Origin of the sequence: Kordia zhangzhouensis (assembly GCF_001005305.1) — a bacterium.
GTDB lineage: Bacteria > Bacteroidota > Bacteroidia > Flavobacteriales > Flavobacteriaceae > Kordia > Kordia zhangzhouensis.
Genome location: NZ_LBMH01000006.1, coordinates 226,174 through 241,824 on the forward strand (window position 1 = coordinate 226,174; position 15,651 = coordinate 241,824).

Here is a 15,651-nt window from a genome sequence, read left to right on the forward strand (position 1 = left end):
GTTACTATACTATTCTTCAGCATCTATATTTTTATTTGAATAGATATATTGTATTTTGATAGAAGGGTTTGTCGTACTTGTTGACTCTTCTTCAATTTCGTCTGGTAGGGTTTCAATAAAGTTTCCATGCTCATCAAAATGCCGCATAAACGGATCATCTTCTGGAACAAACTCTTCTTTTTCCCATTCATACGTATCTTTGGTATATACTCCTGGAAGAAAAACAGCTAATAGAAAACCTGTGATAAACCCTCCTAGATGTCCTTCCCAAGAAATGTGAGGTTCTATTGGAAATAAATACCATAACATTCCTCCATAAACAAACATAATAATTAACGAAACTGCTACAAATCGATAATATCTAGTAATAATTCCTTTGAAAAAAAGAAAACTCATTAAAACATAAATAAAACCGCTTGCCCCAATATGATTAGCTTCTCTTCCAATGAGCCATGTCAGTATTCCTGAGCCAAGCAAACCGATTAAAAAAATCACCCAACGTTGTGATCGATAAAAGTATATAACTGCTGCACTCAATAAAAAAAGAGGAATAGTATTATTCCACAAGTGATTCATACTACCATGAATAAATGGGCTCAAAAAAACGCCTCTCAATCCTCTTACGGTTCGTGGATACACGCCATAATCATTCAAGCGAAACCCAAATCGAATTTCACTCCAATACACAAGCCATATAACCATTATAAATAGAAATGGAAGCAATAACACTTCGGGTGTAAAAATGAATGGTTTCTGTGTAGACTTCATACTTTAATTTATATCTATTTGTCAAAAAATTAGCCAAGTCTAGCACACATGAAAAATTGTCACTTAATTTGCAATAGTTTACCTTTAACTTATGAATGAACCTTTAGCAGAACGAATTCGTCCTAAAACATTAGAACAATATATTAGCCAAGAACATTTGGTAGGAGAAACAGGTGTCCTGACTAATCAGATTAAACAAGGAATCATACCTTCTCTCCTACTTTGGGGACCTCCTGGAACTGGAAAAACTACGCTGGCTAATATTATTGCGACAACCTCACAACGTCCTTTTTATACATTAAGTGCAATTAGTTCTGGAGTCAAAGAAGTTCGCGAAGTGATTCAACGTGCGAAACAAGAGAATGGTCTTTTTACCACAAAAAATCCAATCCTTTTTATTGATGAGATTCATAGGTTTAGCAAATCGCAACAGGATTCCTTATTGGGAGCAGTTGAAAAAGGTTGGGTTACACTTATTGGTGCAACCACAGAAAATCCAAGCTTTGAGGTAATTCCTGCTTTGCTATCACGCTGTCAGGTGTATGTTTTGAACCCTTTTGGAAAAAATGATCTAATAAAGTTGTTAAAACGCGCAATTAGAGAGGATGTTCAGCTTTCAAAAAAACAAATTAAATTAACAGAAACCGAGGCTCTGTTAAAATTATCAGGCGGTGATGCTCGAAAGCTCTTAAATATTTTTGAACTTTTGATTAATTCGGAAGCAAAAGATGAGATTGAAATTACAAATAATCTTGTAACAAGTCGTGTTCAAAAAAATACAGTGCTATATGATAAAACAGGTGAACAACATTATGATATTATTTCTGCTTTTATTAAATCTATTCGTGGAAGTGATCCAAATGCAGCGGTATATTGGCTTGCACGAATGATTGAAGGTGGTGAAGATGTAAAATTTATTGCTAGAAGAATGCTAATCTCCGCAAGTGAAGATATTGGAATTGCGAATCCAACAGCTTTAGTGATTGCTACCAATACGTTTCAAGCAGTTTCTATTATTGGATATCCAGAAGCTCGTATTATTTTAAGCCAATGCGCTGTATATTTGGCCACTTCGCCTAAAAGTAATGCATCCTACATGGCTATTAAGAAAGCACAATCCATTGTTAGAGAAACAGGTGATTTGTCAGTTCCTCTTCATTTAAGAAATGCTCCTACCAAACTAATGAAAGATCTTGGTTATGGTGAAGATTATAAATATTCACATGATTATAACCATAATTTTGTCGCTCAAGAATATTTGCCTGATGAGATTGCTAATACAAAAATATACGATCCAGGGAACAATCCAAGAGAGAAAAGTTTGCGCGATTTTTTAAAGAATCGTTGGCAAGATAAATATGACTACTAAGACCTATATTACCACTTAAAAAATATGTGCCCTAAGCTTAAAAGAGTTTGGTTTTATACCTAGAACTTCACTTTTAATTCAGATTTTACATTTCCATCGCTAGTCGCAGTCGATAAAAACCATTTTCCATCTTCCTTGTATACGCTGGCATCTTGACCTTTTACCAAATATACATTTGGCACTCCTGTTTTTAAAAGAACCATTACCACTTTTGGAGTGCTATCTACTAATTGATACCCATTTTCAATAGGCTGTGCATATAGCATCATTTTTGACGTTTCTACTACTGTAAGAGTAGTCTCAGTTTTTGTCTCAGTTTTCTGAACTGGAAGTTTTTCTTCCGTTACCGTAATAGTAACGTTTTCTTGTACTTTGGGTGTTTCTTCTTTTTTGTCAACTACTACTTCTACTACCTCCTTTTTCTTAGGTTGGTATGTATAGTTTTTCATTTCTATATCTCTAAAAGCTTCTTTTAAAGCTACATTATAAGCCTTTTCATATGCTTTTATTTTTGTACGTCCAAAGGAAGTTTCTAATATCGTTTTATTTGTGCAATCACGAAGCACAAACGCCATTTTGGTGATAAAAATGCTTGAATCGTTGTTAATATCAACATACAAAGCCAAACAGCGATTTTCCACTAAATCAGCAGGTAGTTTTTCCGTATTATAAAGAACTTCAAACCCTTCTTTTTTGAATAAATAGCGTACCAAACTATTCACACGATATTGATTATGCTTACTTAAAAAGTCCATTTTATAAGGAATTACAGCATATTTGTACTGATTCAAATCTTGAGATAAACAAGAAAAAGAGATCAAAAGAAATACTACACTTGCTAAAAAACGTTTCATCTGTTCAATTTTATATGATTATACGTTAGCATACACATCAATTACTATGCTAGTTTGTCATATTTTCAACTTATTATTTATGACGTGTATACTTTTAACGATTTGGCTTACAAATTAAGCATTTTATTGGAATCATTACTTTTTCTCTATCGGAAAAATATAATTAAATCCTAGTTGTAGCGAAGCATAGTTAGCTTTGGCAAGGTTTGAATATTCAAATATGTTTGCTGCCATGAAATATAAATTCATGTTTCCTATGTGTGCTGACAAACCCACGCCCACATTGGTTTTAGAAAAGCCATCAACCGTATACGAAAGTTTCCCACTTAGAAAGGAAAAAAGTTGTTTTTTATAAAAAGCACTTAAGGCAAATTGTGGTCGTCTAGAACGTCCTATTCCAAACAAATGCAATCCAACTTCATTCAAATAATCTCCATCATCTGCAGTACAGTTACATTCTTCCATTATTTTTTTGCCATATTGATAAGCAACAGAACCATTAATTTTAGGAGAACGCCATGCTATATAAGGATTTGTGATGGTGTCATATTCAAAAAGATTTTCAAAATTATCGGTAATTTCTTGCCAGTACTCATCAGCTGTTTGTCCAGAACCATTGTTAGGAAACAATGGATTCACCCCTTCGTAAGCATACTGTCCTTTGATTGTATAAGTTTCCACATCTTTTGAATGATAAATAAACCCTAAATCTTGTATACTTCCAGTAATAGTCCATTGTTCTGCTGGATGAAATGTAAACCCGAGATCTAAACCCAATCCTAAATTTCCACTAAAAAGCATTCGTTTTCGTAATTCTTTGATTGCTTTTTGATTCCAATCACTTTGTCCATCATTTTCCAAGTTAATTAAAGAAGCATATCCAGATGTTTGCAATGCTAAATCAAGGTCAAATATATGGTTGTAAAAATTGTTGCTTCCTTCAGTAGTAACAAAACTTCCACGATTGCTGGTAGACTTGAAGTTTAGTAAACTCGAATAAAGTTTCCCACGAAAACCATAGCTCCATTTTTCATTTTTCTTAGTTGTTATACCTACATGTAACACTGTAAGCAACTCGCCTTTTCCATTTAAATGTCCCACATCAAATACACGACCTATGTGAGCTTGGTTTCCTTCATATGCCAATATAACCACATCTTCCGGATAGTATACATGAATATCTGCTTCTTGATATAAACCAAACGAAAGATACTTATTAGGTTCATACGAATTCCCAAAAGCAAATCCGCCACTAAGTATTTCCCATTGTTGATGAATTGTAAAATAATCATTCTTATCTAAAGCATATATCGCACGACGTAGCTTTTCATTAAAATCGATTCCATTATCAGCAAACAAATCATATACAGAAATTCCTGACGCTCCAGCACTGGCATGAATATGAGATAGTAAAGGCACTCCTATATGCCACTTATAATTAACTTCCGTCCCAGGATTTAATAATAAAGATTGTGGTATGTCTGTATAATTATAAAGTAGAGGTTTGTTTTGGGCAAATCCAAAACAAGAACAGAATACGATAAACATACAGAATTGTTTCACTGATGAAATAATTTTACTATTCGTTATCTATTTGAAAAAATAAAGTCGCTTTAGAACGCATTTTTATGCGTCCTATACTATTATCATCCAATGGAATACCTGTTTGACTCGGAAACATACTCAACACCAACTCTATCCGAACAGTTTGTTGTAACTGCGTCAATAAAGCATCTTCAAAAACTTCTGTATGTGTGGTGACTACTTCATTATTTCCATCTGGAAAAACAGTGATATCAAAAGCATAAACAACTTGGTCATTTTCATCGTACATGATAATATCTGCCCGAAAAGTTCGATCGATTGAATTGGTAATTTCAAAGAAAAATTCCGTTCGAACTAAATTGTCACGCAGAAAATCATCATTGAATATATCAAATTCAAGTTCGTCTCCAACAGTAACGATTGCTGTTCCCGTAGGCTCTTGAAATTCCGAAGCTGGGAAATCAAAAAATAGCAAACTTGCTTCAAGCACTGGCGAGATAGTAATGTTTTCTGCTTGCTCAAAATCTACGTCTTTAACACAAGAAGTCAGCAAAACTATCAGTACAACCGAAATGATTTTGATAAATTTCAAAGCTTATGAATTCGTTTTACGTTCGTACTAGCAATCATTTGTACACTTTGCCAAATAGCAAAGCATACTTTGTTCTTTTGTAAGAACAACTAACTACTAAAAAAACGACGCTTTATGGGTTTTATTACAGATATTTTTCAATTTCAGCTAAGTGATGTACAATTGGGCACAACAAATGATTATACTTCTTGTCAAAGTCAACGTGAATAACTCTCATATTTACTTTGAGTGCCCCGATAATATCCGCTTCAAAGCTATCTCCAATCATGACCGCATTTTCGGGAGCTACTTGTGCTAATGTTAAAGCGTGATGAAAGATTTTTGGATTGGGCTTTTTTACATGAACACTTTCTGAATCAATGATATGTTTAAAGTAATCTTGAATTCCTGAAGCATGAATTTTTTTTTGTTGCACTTCTCGAAACCCATTGGTAATAACATGCAGTGTGTACTTTTTTTGCAGATAGGATAGCAACTCTTCGGTATATTCAAATAAATGATTAAAACTAGATAGATAGGCAATATACTCTTCCGATAACAAGTGAATCAGATCATCGGAAGCCTCATACTGTAACGTCGAAAATGTTTTGGACAAGCGTTGATACCGCAGTTCTTTTTTGGAAATTTTTTCTTCTCGAAATAAGCGCCAATATTCCAAATTAATAGGCACATAGGTTTCTAAAAAACGATCAATATCAATCGCAACATTATTCTCTGTTAATATTTTTTGGAATGTTAATGCTGAATTTTTTTCGAAATCCCAAAGCGTGTGGTCTAAATCGAAAAAAACATCAGTGACTTGTTGCATGGTGGCTTTCTTTTAATAATTTAATATACATTTCTTTCCAAGCTTCATTACGATCGGAAAGCACTACATTATGAAAAACTGCTGCAAAAGTACCATTCACTTTTTGTACTTGTGTTAGCATATTGCTAATTTCTTCGGTTGGCACTTCCATTTCTTGTCCTTGATATTGCACACAGAAGGGCTGTACTTTTAAAGGTGTTTGAATTTCCATACTAATATCATAAAAGTAAAAAGGAAAGCTAGTACCTGCACGAAACCCTAATGTATTATGATATCCCATCGAAAAATCTTCAGTGAACTCTAAATCAATCAAATTGCGATAAAATTGTGGCATATTGAGCATATTGTAATGCTGTCGAACCCGTTTTACAGGTTTATTAATTGTATTGCTCAGTCGTTGCTTTTCAATTTTTAATTGATCGTTGTTTCCAAAAGAAGCATACGAAGCCAACAATCCAACTTTGCTGTAATCAGATACATTTTTGATTAAGCGTATAAAAACATTTTTATAAATTGAAATATTGTGATCATAAGTACCATAATTTCCCAATTGAAAAAAATAATATGCTTTTGTTTGGTATTTTTTATGCAATGCGATAAAAGCTTCAAAATTGTCATATGGGTCATCTTTCATTCCTAACAACACCGCTGAACGCTCTAGGAAACGAGAAAACTTTAATCGAACCACGTCTGTCACAAAACCTCCAATAGTTCGGATTGCTCCTCTTTTTTTATAGGCAAATGCCGCAGGAATATTGACAAGTGCTTTATAACTGAAGGAACGATTTTCAGGAACAACTCCAGCAAATGCTTCTGTGAATATTTTTAAAAACTTATGACTCCAAATATCAACTACAGGCAAGTGTAAAAAATCATTTTTAAACGCTAAGCTTTCGCCTGCTGTAAAGCGACCATGATCATCTTTTACATATGGTAAATACTCTTCATAGCGACTTAATAAATAAAAACTTGCTGCAAAAAAGTCAAACGGAATATCGCTTTTCTCTCCAGTAGGAAAAAAACAGGGTACTTCATCCCAAGATTGTATTGTAATATCTACTTCTCCAATACCTTGTTCAAACAATAAGTCTTGAGAACGCACAAAAAATTCATCTCCTAACGGTTGTTTTGCGTACGACATTTTCACCTCATTATGAGCAATAAAGGTTTCTATTTTAGTCGTAAAATCCACAGGAATTCCTAAAATTCGAGCGATTATATGTTTAAATGTATACCGAAGTCGTGGTGTTATTTTTTGTGTGTATACTAACAGCATTAGAGTAAATTTTCGTCTGCGAAACTAAAATACTCTTTTTCTGTGATAATTAAATGGTCTAACACCTTTATATCCAGATTTTCTGCGCCAAGCACCAACTTCTTTGTAATTGCTTTATCTGCTGCACTTGCTTTTAACGTTCCTGATGGATGATTGTGAGCTAATATAATAGCTACTGCACCAACTTCTAAAGCTGTTTTTAACACCAATCGTATATCTACCAATGTACCTGTAATACCTCCTTGACTCAGTCGCAGTTTTTTTAAAACTTTGTTAGAATTATTCACATAAATAATCCAAAACTCTTCATGAGGCAATTCCCCTATAATAGGCTGCATAATCTCAAATACCATTTGACTCGAAGTAATCTTTTGACGTTCAACTCGTGTTTCTACTTGACGGCGTTTTCCAAGTTCCAAAGCAGCTATGATAGTTATTGCTTTCACGAGTCCTACACCTTTAAATTTTCGCAACTGATCTGATGATAGTTTTCCTAACTCGTTTAAATTTCCATCAACAGAAGCTAAAATACGCTTAGACAAAGAAACCGCACTTTCTTCTTTACTTCCTAATCGGATTAAAATAGCTAACAATTCGGCATCACTTAACGCAGTTTTTCCCTTTATTGCTAGCTTTTCTCTTGGACGATCATCCTCTGACCAATATTTGATTGATTGTAAATGATGGTCTTTCATGTTTCTCTTTTTTTTAAAACTACTTCTTTTTTCTCCAGAAATGAACAACGAATTAACAAGCGTAGAAAAAATTGTATAAGCGTTAATTTTTGAGTTTTTATTTTTAGATTCCTAGTAATTATAGTACCTTTAATTCACACCTATGTTAACTCAAAACTACACTTATGAAGTCTTTGTTTGATCAAGAAACTCACGCAGAAATACAATCAAGAATTGGTAATTTATCCGCAAATTCTACTCCTCATTGGGGACGAATGACAGTTGGGCAAATGTGCACCCATTGTCAAATGCCTTTAGAGCTTTCTATGCAACAACGTGAGCTTCGTGCCAAAAAACCTGGCTTTATGAAACGACTGATTTTTAAGTTATATAAACCTTTAATGTATAATGATAAGCCTTGGAGTAAAAATCTACCAACCGTAGGTGATTTTGTGGTAACTGAAACTAAAGATGTTGAAAAAGAAAAAGCTAAACTTTCTTCGTTGGTTACAGAATTTCACACTAAAAAAGATACTTCCGAATGGCCTGCGCATCCAATGTTTGGAAAATTTACACATGAACAATGGGGAAAAATGCAATACAAACATTTAGATCATCACTTAACACAGTTTGGCGTATAAACATGCACTATCCTCCAAAACATCATCAGGCAACTGATTTTACTGCTATTATAGAAACTATCAAGCAATTTCCGTTGGCAACTTTGATTTCTGTGAAGAATAATGAGGTTTTCACAACTCATATTCCACTTATGTACGAAGCTTCTTTGGGAGAATATGGCGCATTGATTGGTCATATTGATAAATTTAATCCGCAAGCAGAATTACTACAAGAAAACCAACTAGTTCAAGTGATTTTTCACGGACCTAATAGCTATATTTCACCAAAAATATTTAGCTCTACACAATTGCCTACTTGGAATTATGTGAAAGTTCATATTTCAGCAAGAGCGACTCAAATTGTGAATCCTGAGGAAATAATTGATTCAATTGCTCACATGACTTCATTTCTAGAAACTTCTGAAACCCCTTATGTATTAGAGCCTAAAAGTCCAAAAATACAAGCTCTAGTAGATTATATTATTGGTTTTCGATTGGAAATCACTGCCTGGGAAGGAAAGTTTAAACTCTCGCAAGACAAATTGCTAAAAGATAGAGAACTTGCCAAAGAAGCATTGATAAAAGAAAGCCGCAAAGATATTACGGCTTTCATGGATAGTATTCTGGATAATTAATACCTACTTGTCATCACAAAACAACCTATTTTCAATGGCAAAGAATATCGTTGCTTATCCATTGTGATGACAACCCAAACTAAACTTATTGTATAGTATATGATACTAAGCGTTTTTCAACGGTATGCAAAGAACGATTTGCAAATGAAGAGGTGGTAAAAACTTCTCCAATTCCTTCCACACGATAGTATTTACTCGTGCCAACAGATCGTTCATTTGTATGATTATTACGCAAGTATAAATTCATAGAGTACGCCATAAAATCACCTGCAGGTGTAGTTACAACTTCACTTTCTTCAGAAAGACTATGCACCAAACGATTATCAACATTCATATTTAGCACATATTCGTCGGTATCGCCAACAGGCGAAAATTGAATTTTTCCATGTTCATTAATCAAATATCCCAAAGAATCTCTCATTTGCTTAAAATGTTCTCCATTAGGAGAACAAAATGCTTGATTCGATTCATTTCCTGAAGTTCGAGTGCGAAAAGTGTAAAATACATGACCGTTTATTTCTTCTGTCCCCACAATTTGAACAGAGTCAATCACATTAATATTTTCAAATTCTTCTGAAAATTCGTGAAGTCTACGATGGTGTTCATACACCCACATATTTCCAACCTGTAAAGCATAAACACTTTGTTCAGGCTCTGAAGTTGATTCATTATCTGTGGAACAGGCAAATAAACATACCGCAATACACGCTAGTAGAAACATTTTTTTCATAATTAATTTATTTTTTGGATGAGATAAAAAAGTAATTATGAAGTATAGCGTGTGTTTTATGGGTTCGTATTATTTACAAAACGACACTTTTTAGGATTTAGTGTATATGTTGTTGAAATTCGTCAAAATCCAATCCACCATAATTCCCTGAACTCATTAATAGCAGAGCTGTATTCTCTAAATTTTGACTAAATAAATACTCTTTGAATGCATCTGGATTAGTATAAATAACTAAATCATCCCGTTGAAAAGCTTCAGCAATCTGTGCCTCTGAAACAGCATCTAGTTGTTTGATTTGTACCGCATGTGGCGAATAAAAAACTACAGCCTTGTCTGCCGCATCCAAAGCTCCTTTATATTCTTTTAAGAATTCAGCATTTAAACTACTATAGGTATGGAGTTCTAAACAGGCAAATACAGTTCTATTAGTATATTGTTCTTTTACGGCAGCAGTCGTTGCTTTTACTTTACTTGGTGAATGAGCAAAATCTTTATATACAACAGTCATTTCATGCTCAGCAATCTTTTCAAGACGCTTACTTGCGCCTGAAAAAGTAGCAATTGCTTCATAAAAATCTTCTTCATCTACTCCAATATGCTGACAAATCCATTTTGCACCTGCTAGATTGTTTAGATTGTGTTTTCCAAAAATCTCAATAGGCATATAACCATCAGGTGTGAGTAATAAAGTCTGACCGTTTTCTACTATGTATTCTGGTGTGCGATATCCTATTTTGCGAATAGGATTCTCGGATGCTTCAACTACTCTTGCCACTTCGGCATCTTCTTCATTGTAATTGATACTTCCTCCTTTGGTAATTGAATCAACAAATATTTGAAACTGCTCTACATAATTTTCATACGTAGGAAATACATTGATATGATCCCACGCAATGCCACTCAGCAGTGCTATATTTGGTTTATATAAATGAAATTTAGGTCTGCGATCAATAGGAGAAGACAAATATTCGTCACCTTCTAAAATGATAAAATCATTGTCTTCGGTAAGATGAACCATCGTGTCAAATCCTTCCAATTGTGCTCCAACCATATAATCAACCTCAATTTCGTGGTACTTTAACACATGTAAAATCATTGAAGTGATGGTTGTTTTTCCATGACTTCCACCAATTACAACACGTGTTTTATACTTAGATTGTTCGTATAAAAACTCTGGATATGAATAGATTGTAATTCCTATTTCTTGTGCTTTAAGCAATTCTGGATTATCAGGTTTGGCATGCATTCCTAAGATGATTGCATCAAGATCATTTGTGATTTTTTCAGGAAACCAACCTACATTAGTTGGCAATAATCCTTTTGCCTCTAACCTGCTTTTGGAAGGTTCAAAAATCACATCGTCACTTCCTGTTATTTCGTATCCTTTGGCATGTAACGCAAGTGCTAAGTTATGCATAGCACTTCCACCGATTGCTATAAAATGTATTCGCATGAGTTGTAAAAATTCGTAAAGTGTAAAGATAAAAGGCTTTTTTGTTTTTTGAAGGATTGCATCTCTAGTTTTTACACACAGCAGTATACTTTCCTTGATTAAGAACAATATACCTTCTTAACAAATACACAACTGCTACTATTGTAGTATAGAATAATTCATTGACAATTTACTTCATACTCTTATTTAGTTCCAATTTTACTATATTGTTCGCTGTTTTTACTTAAAAAATTTAAACAAATCTTAGTCACAAATAAATTTTAGGGATATACGCTCACAATTATTTAGAATGAAGAAAGGTAAAAAGAAAAAATTGTATAAATATTTAATTGAAATTTTAATCATCACCATAGGTGTATTGATTGCATTTTCTTTAACCAATTGGGGCGAAAGCATCAAAGAAGGCAAACGAGAAAAAGAAATCATTGCTCAAATTTATTTTGAATTGAATGACAATTTAATAGACTTAAAAAATGATTTTGAAATTCATAAAAATGCTCTCAAAAGCCAACTAAGAGTACAAAAGTTTATCGACTCTAATAGCAATAATAGCGATTCTTTATTAATGGATTTTTACTGGATGACTAAAGAAGAATATATTTTCCCTAACACATCTGCTTTTGAAAATTTGAAGAGTTCGGGAATGAGCATCATTAAAAATGATTCGCTAAGAGACTTAATTACTTTAGTGTACAATAATTATTTCCCAAGAATATCTAAAGGAAATAATTTTCATCCTGATATTAATAAGTATTTAACTCCTTATTTTAAGAAAAACTTTAAAGTAAACCGAGATGCTAGTTTAAAATACGATTTATATTTAGCCGATTCACTTAAAATTACTTACCCAAGAGATTTTGGTGGAGGAATTAAACAAATAATTGGGTATATTCCGCTGCATATAGCACAATTAAAAAATGACGAAGAGTTTCGATTTTTATTATCAGAAGTGTTATGGTTTAGAATTTATAAAATAAACTATTACCAAATTGCTATTCTGAATACAGAAAAAATAAAGAACCTTATAGAAACTAACTATCCCGAAACTATAATCAGCAATAAAAAGAAAGCGTAATTTTTTCACAATACGCTGCTCTTGTTAAAAAATCACATTCTCAATTTTATTATAAAAAAATCGACTATTTTTGCGCGCCTTATAAAGGCATGATTTGCTATATAGTAAATTGTGTTAGACATATATGAACAATTGATTCAAGGTCTTTTGGATAAAGGGTTTGGATCCGTAGATAATTGGCTCACTCACGAGGAGCTAGTAGGTCTTCGAAAATCTCTCTTGACTCATCAAGAAAACGACCATTTTCATGCTGCGGGTATTGGAAATAAAGATAATCTCCTTGTTTTAAAGAAGATTAGAAATGATCAAATTTATTGGCTCAATCGAACCAAAGCCAACCATTGGGAACAACTTTTTTTGGAAAAGATTGATGCATATGTTGACTACTTAAATCGAACTTGTTTTACAGGAATCCAATCTTGTGAATTTCAATATGCAATTTATGACAAAGGCTCGTACTACAAAAAACATGTAGATCGATTTAAAAATGATGATAAAAGACAGTTTACAATAGTGTTTTATCTTTCTGAAGCATGGAAACAAGGTGATGGAGGCGAATTGAGATTATATACTGAAGATACATTTACTGAAATACAACCTATTCCTGGAAGAATGGTGTTTTTTCGAAGTGATATTGAACATGAAGTGATGATGGCTAATGCGCAGCGATTGAGTTTGAGCGGCTGGATGAAATCTATGTAGTACACCGTACTTTTTTAAATAAATTTAGACTATCTTGTTCTCTTCATAAACCAACCATATTACAGGATCATGTCTATAAATTACTCATTTGGGCTTCCTCTGAAGCATCATTTTGCTGAATACGTATATTATCAAGGATTGTTTCTTCCGCATGAAATTGATCGAATTCTTGGTTTTTGGGATGAAGAAAAAACTATCAAAGCAACACTTTCTGGAAAGGACACCTATGACGATGAACTACGAAAAAGTGCTGTCATGTTTATTGACAATATCCCTGAAAATGACTGGATTTATCACAAACTAGCAGGTCTTGCTATAAGTTGTAATAATGAACGCTATTGGTTTGACTTACTTGGGTTTCATCAAGAGTTGCAACTAACACGCTATAGCGAGGGAGATTTTTTTGATTGGCATCTTGATTTTGGTGCTGGAGAAATTTCTGCTCGAAAACTAAGTATGACGATTCAACTATCAGATCCTGACGAATATGAAGGCGGTGATTTACAATTTATGATCAATCAGAAAGTGGTCAACGCTCCTAGAGAAAAAGGAACTATCATTATATTCCCTTCATTCATCAACCACAGAGTTACACCTATTATCAAAGGAACGCGACAATCTATTGTTGGTTGGGTTTCTGGTCCACCTTATAGATAAATAGTAGTAACGAAGTATATTTTGCGATTAATAATTATACAAACATCACATTCATGAAAATCATCGACTTATCCAAACCCATACAATACAACAAGAACGATCCTTGGTTTATGAAAGTAAAAATCAAACACAAACCACATCGAAAAGCAAAATGGTTGATTCGCATATTGGGTTTGCCTTTTAAATTGTTTCCCAAAGATTTTATAGGTTGGGCAGACGATACCATTCAGAAAATGGGCGTGCATTCTACCACACATATTGACGCTCCTTGGCACTACTCACCTACTGTAAATGGCGAAAAAGCAAAAACAATTGATGAGGTTCCACTCGATTGGTGTTACGGTGACGGAATTGTGATTGACATGAAACATAAAGAAGATTTTGACGCAATTACTGTGGAAGATATGACTGCGTTTCTTTCTAAAAATAATTTACAACTCAAACCCAAAATGATTGTGTTGATTAAAACGGGAAGAGACAAATTCAATGGTACAAAAGATTTCCACAAAATTGGTACTGGCATGAGTGCCGAAGCGACCGAATGGTTGATTGATCAAGGAATTAAGGTCATGGGAATTGATTCATGGGGATGGGATTTACCATTACCATACATGTTAAAAAAAGCGAAAGAAACTGGAAACTCAGAATTGTTCTGGGAAGCGCATTTGGTTGGACAACGCAAAGAATACTGTCACATGGAACAATTGGTCAATTTGGACGCACTACCTTACTCAGGATTTAAAGTTGCGGTTTTTCCATTAAAAATTGTAGGAGCTTCTGCTGCACCTGCACGTGTTGTGGCAATGTTTGAGTAGATTATAAACACCATACTTTTGTTTTCTACATTGCCAAAATCACTTCTTTTTGCTTTTTAAATGGTTTCAAATCGTCTTCCGTCAGCGCTTTGTTAATCCATTCCAACGCTTTTTGTTTATCACCTCTGTGTGTAAATATCTGCGCTAAGCGATAATATGCCCACGATACTGGCACTCCGTCTTTAGATGTGTAATTTGTGATATATAAATACAAGCATTTTTCTCCTTTTTCTAACTGGATATTGTAATCTGCAGCCACTTTTCCAATTTGATAATGCATGGCATTCCGTTGATGTTTTTTATGAGATCTTTCTATATTTTCAATAGCTTTTAATGGTTGATCTTGTTTTTCGTAGAGTTTAGTAAGTTTTTCATAGCAAGTTAATGATCCTCCTACTTCAATTGCTTTTTTATAAAATTTTTCAGCCAATTCAGGTTCATCATCATATTCATAAATGTAACCTTTTGCCAAATATCCATCAACTTTAGAAAGCTGTTCTAGCTCGTTTGCGTATTTCATAGACTTTTTAAAACTTCCGCCCAACAATCCTGGCAATTGCATGTACAGTTCAACCATTGCCCAGCGAACATCAATATGATTTGGATCAAGTTCTGCGGCACGCTTAAAAGAACTTTTAATATCTCCTATCAATCCTAACGCACGGAATTTATTCACGATTAATGCTTTCATCCCCATTGCTCCTCCATATTTGTAATGGTAATTTGCATTAGTGTCATCCATTTTAACCAAGCGTTCATAGTTTTCGATAGCTTCGTCCCATTTTTTTTGATATCCGTATGAATCTCCTAAAAGCTCAATTAATTCAACATCATTAGGCGCTTTTTTCAAAGCTTCTTTTAAAATTGTTTCTGCTTTTTGATATTGTTTTTTTTCAAATAATTGGGCAATACTTTCGGCAGTTGTTTGACTCCAAACACACATTGGAATACACAGGAGAAGTAAAAAATAATGCTTCATTCGTTAATATATTTCTCTCTTTCTAAACAGTTATCATTCCAAAGATACTGTTTCCTTTAGTTATTATCATTTTTTCTTTTGGAATACTATTTGTTGACA

At 33.7% G+C, this 15,651-nt stretch carries 17 protein-coding genes; 7 read left to right on the forward strand and 10 right to left on the reverse strand.

Translation table 11 applies throughout. From position 1 onward, the window contains the following. Positions 1–9: 9 nt before the first annotated feature. Positions 10–768 carry a rhomboid family intramembrane serine protease gene (locus AA088_RS11365; RefSeq protein WP_046745116.1) on the reverse strand — a complete coding sequence of 253 codons (759 nt, stop codon included), beginning with the start codon at positions 766–768 and terminating at the stop codon, positions 10–12. Positions 769–859: 91 nt separating this feature from the next. Between AA088_RS11365 and AA088_RS11370 the strand changes: the two genes are divergently transcribed. Further along, positions 860–2,137 carry a replication-associated recombination protein A gene (locus tag AA088_RS11370; RefSeq protein ID WP_046745117.1) on the forward strand — a complete coding sequence of 426 codons (1,278 nt, stop codon included), beginning with the start codon at positions 860–862 and terminating at the stop codon, positions 2,135–2,137. A gap of 59 nt (positions 2,138–2,196) precedes the next feature. On the opposite strand, the gene AA088_RS11375 is transcribed toward AA088_RS11370, so the two are convergent. The 6 genes from AA088_RS11375 to radC all read right to left on the reverse strand — a co-directional run bounded on the left by AA088_RS11375 (position 2,197) and on the right by radC (position 7,907). Further along, positions 2,197–2,991, reverse strand: coding sequence for a hypothetical protein (locus AA088_RS11375; protein WP_046745118.1), 795 nt, complete (start codon positions 2,989–2,991; stop codon positions 2,197–2,199). A 135-nt stretch (positions 2,992–3,126) separates the two neighbouring features. Continuing rightward, positions 3,127–4,539 (reverse strand): DUF5723 family protein, encoded by a 1,413-nt coding sequence (locus AA088_RS11380; protein ID WP_046745119.1) that lies wholly within the window; start codon positions 4,537–4,539, stop codon positions 3,127–3,129. 31 nt (positions 4,540–4,570) lie between these two features. Beyond that, entirely contained in the window at positions 4,571–5,128 is a 558-nt protein-coding gene (locus tag AA088_RS11385; protein ID WP_046745120.1) for a hypothetical protein, read from the reverse strand. A gap of 124 nt (positions 5,129–5,252) precedes the next feature. After that, positions 5,253–5,936: a YjjG family noncanonical pyrimidine nucleotidase gene (locus AA088_RS11390; protein ID WP_046745121.1), complete on the reverse strand. Its 684-nt coding sequence runs from the start codon at positions 5,934–5,936 to the stop codon at positions 5,253–5,255. Continuing rightward, entirely contained in the window at positions 5,920–7,212 is a 1,293-nt protein-coding gene (locus tag AA088_RS11395; RefSeq protein WP_046745122.1) for a polysaccharide deacetylase family protein, read from the reverse strand. Before AA088_RS11395 ends, AA088_RS11390 begins: the two co-directional genes overlap by 17 nt. Continuing rightward, the gene (gene radC / locus AA088_RS11400) at positions 7,212–7,907 is read right to left on the reverse strand and encodes a RadC family protein (RefSeq protein WP_046745229.1); all 696 of its coding nucleotides are present in this window, start codon (positions 7,905–7,907) and stop codon (positions 7,212–7,214) included. Before radC ends, AA088_RS11395 begins: the two co-directional genes overlap by 1 nt. A gap of 164 nt (positions 7,908–8,071) precedes the next feature. Here radC and AA088_RS11405 point away from each other — a divergent pair, with 164 nt between their 5' ends. After that, a complete protein-coding gene (locus AA088_RS11405) occupies positions 8,072–8,527 on the forward strand; it encodes a DUF1569 domain-containing protein (protein ID WP_046745123.1) in 456 nt (151 codons plus the stop codon). A 2-nt stretch (positions 8,528–8,529) separates the two neighbouring features. Then, a complete protein-coding gene (locus tag AA088_RS11410; protein ID WP_046745124.1) occupies positions 8,530–9,141 on the forward strand; it encodes an FMN-binding negative transcriptional regulator in 612 nt (203 codons plus the stop codon). A gap of 85 nt (positions 9,142–9,226) precedes the next feature. Here the strand turns inward: AA088_RS11410 and AA088_RS11415 are convergent, their stop codons facing one another. Continuing rightward, positions 9,227–9,871 carry a hypothetical protein gene (locus AA088_RS11415; RefSeq protein ID WP_046745125.1) on the reverse strand — a complete coding sequence of 215 codons (645 nt, stop codon included), beginning with the start codon at positions 9,869–9,871 and terminating at the stop codon, positions 9,227–9,229. Between the two features lie 97 nt (positions 9,872–9,968). Continuing rightward, on the reverse strand, positions 9,969–11,324 hold the full coding sequence (locus AA088_RS11420; RefSeq protein WP_046745230.1) for a UDP-N-acetylmuramate--L-alanine ligase: 1,356 nt from the start codon (positions 11,322–11,324) through the stop codon (positions 9,969–9,971). Positions 11,325–11,613: 289 nt separating this feature from the next. On the opposite strand from AA088_RS11420, the gene AA088_RS11425 reads away from it, so the two are divergent. The 4 genes from AA088_RS11425 (at position 11,614) to AA088_RS11440 (ending at position 14,573) form a co-directional block, all read left to right on the forward strand. Beyond that, positions 11,614–12,399 carry a DUF6090 family protein gene (locus tag AA088_RS11425; RefSeq protein WP_046745126.1) on the forward strand — a complete coding sequence of 262 codons (786 nt, stop codon included), beginning with the start codon at positions 11,614–11,616 and terminating at the stop codon, positions 12,397–12,399. Between the two features lie 111 nt (positions 12,400–12,510). Beyond that, positions 12,511–13,101 (forward strand): 2OG-Fe(II) oxygenase, encoded by a 591-nt coding sequence (locus AA088_RS11430; RefSeq protein ID WP_046745127.1) that lies wholly within the window; start codon positions 12,511–12,513, stop codon positions 13,099–13,101. 69 nt (positions 13,102–13,170) lie between these two features. After that, entirely contained in the window at positions 13,171–13,758 is a 588-nt protein-coding gene (locus AA088_RS11435; RefSeq protein WP_046745128.1) for a 2OG-Fe(II) oxygenase, read from the forward strand. A 53-nt stretch (positions 13,759–13,811) separates the two neighbouring features. Then, positions 13,812–14,573 carry a cyclase family protein gene (locus tag AA088_RS11440; protein WP_046745129.1) on the forward strand — a complete coding sequence of 254 codons (762 nt, stop codon included), beginning with the start codon at positions 13,812–13,814 and terminating at the stop codon, positions 14,571–14,573. A 25-nt stretch (positions 14,574–14,598) separates the two neighbouring features. Here AA088_RS11440 and AA088_RS11445 read toward each other — a convergent pair whose 3' ends face one another. Then, the gene (locus AA088_RS11445; protein WP_046745130.1) at positions 14,599–15,552 is read right to left on the reverse strand and encodes a tetratricopeptide repeat protein; all 954 of its coding nucleotides are present in this window, start codon (positions 15,550–15,552) and stop codon (positions 14,599–14,601) included. Between the last annotated feature and the right edge of the window lie 99 nt (positions 15,553–15,651).

Bases quoted from the DNA above. Each gene is read 5' to 3' on its own strand.
- AA088_RS11370 (WP_046745117.1), top strand. From the start codon at position 860: ATGAATGAACCTTTAGCAGAACGAATTCGTCCTAAAACATTAGAACAA.
- AA088_RS11435 (WP_046745128.1), top strand. From the start codon at position 13,171: ATGTCTATAAATTACTCATTTGGGCTTCCTCTGAAGCATCATTTTGCT.
- AA088_RS11425 (WP_046745126.1), top strand. From the start codon at position 11,614: ATGAAGAAAGGTAAAAAGAAAAAATTGTATAAATATTTAATTGAAATT.
- AA088_RS11365 (WP_046745116.1), bottom strand. From the start codon at position 768: ATGAAGTCTACACAGAAACCATTCATTTTTACACCCGAAGTGTTATTG.
- AA088_RS11395 (WP_046745122.1), bottom strand. From the start codon at position 7,212: ATGCTGTTAGTATACACACAAAAAATAACACCACGACTTCGGTATACA.
- AA088_RS11390 (WP_046745121.1), bottom strand. From the start codon at position 5,936: ATGCAACAAGTCACTGATGTTTTTTTCGATTTAGACCACACGCTTTGG.
- AA088_RS11375 (WP_046745118.1), bottom strand. From the start codon at position 2,991: ATGAAACGTTTTTTAGCAAGTGTAGTATTTCTTTTGATCTCTTTTTCT.
- AA088_RS11445 (WP_046745130.1), bottom strand. From the start codon at position 15,552: ATGAAGCATTATTTTTTACTTCTCCTGTGTATTCCAATGTGTGTTTGG.
- AA088_RS11405 (WP_046745123.1), top strand. From the start codon at position 8,072: ATGAAGTCTTTGTTTGATCAAGAAACTCACGCAGAAATACAATCAAGA.
- AA088_RS11410 (WP_046745124.1), top strand. From the start codon at position 8,530: ATGCACTATCCTCCAAAACATCATCAGGCAACTGATTTTACTGCTATT.
- radC (WP_046745229.1), bottom strand. From the start codon at position 7,907: ATGAAAGACCATCATTTACAATCAATCAAATATTGGTCAGAGGATGAT.
- AA088_RS11380 (WP_046745119.1), bottom strand. From the start codon at position 4,539: ATGTTTATCGTATTCTGTTCTTGTTTTGGATTTGCCCAAAACAAACCT.
- AA088_RS11440 (WP_046745129.1), top strand. From the start codon at position 13,812: ATGAAAATCATCGACTTATCCAAACCCATACAATACAACAAGAACGAT.
- AA088_RS11420 (WP_046745230.1), bottom strand. From the start codon at position 11,324: ATGCGAATACATTTTATAGCAATCGGTGGAAGTGCTATGCATAACTTA.
- AA088_RS11415 (WP_046745125.1), bottom strand. From the start codon at position 9,871: ATGAAAAAAATGTTTCTACTAGCGTGTATTGCGGTATGTTTATTTGCC.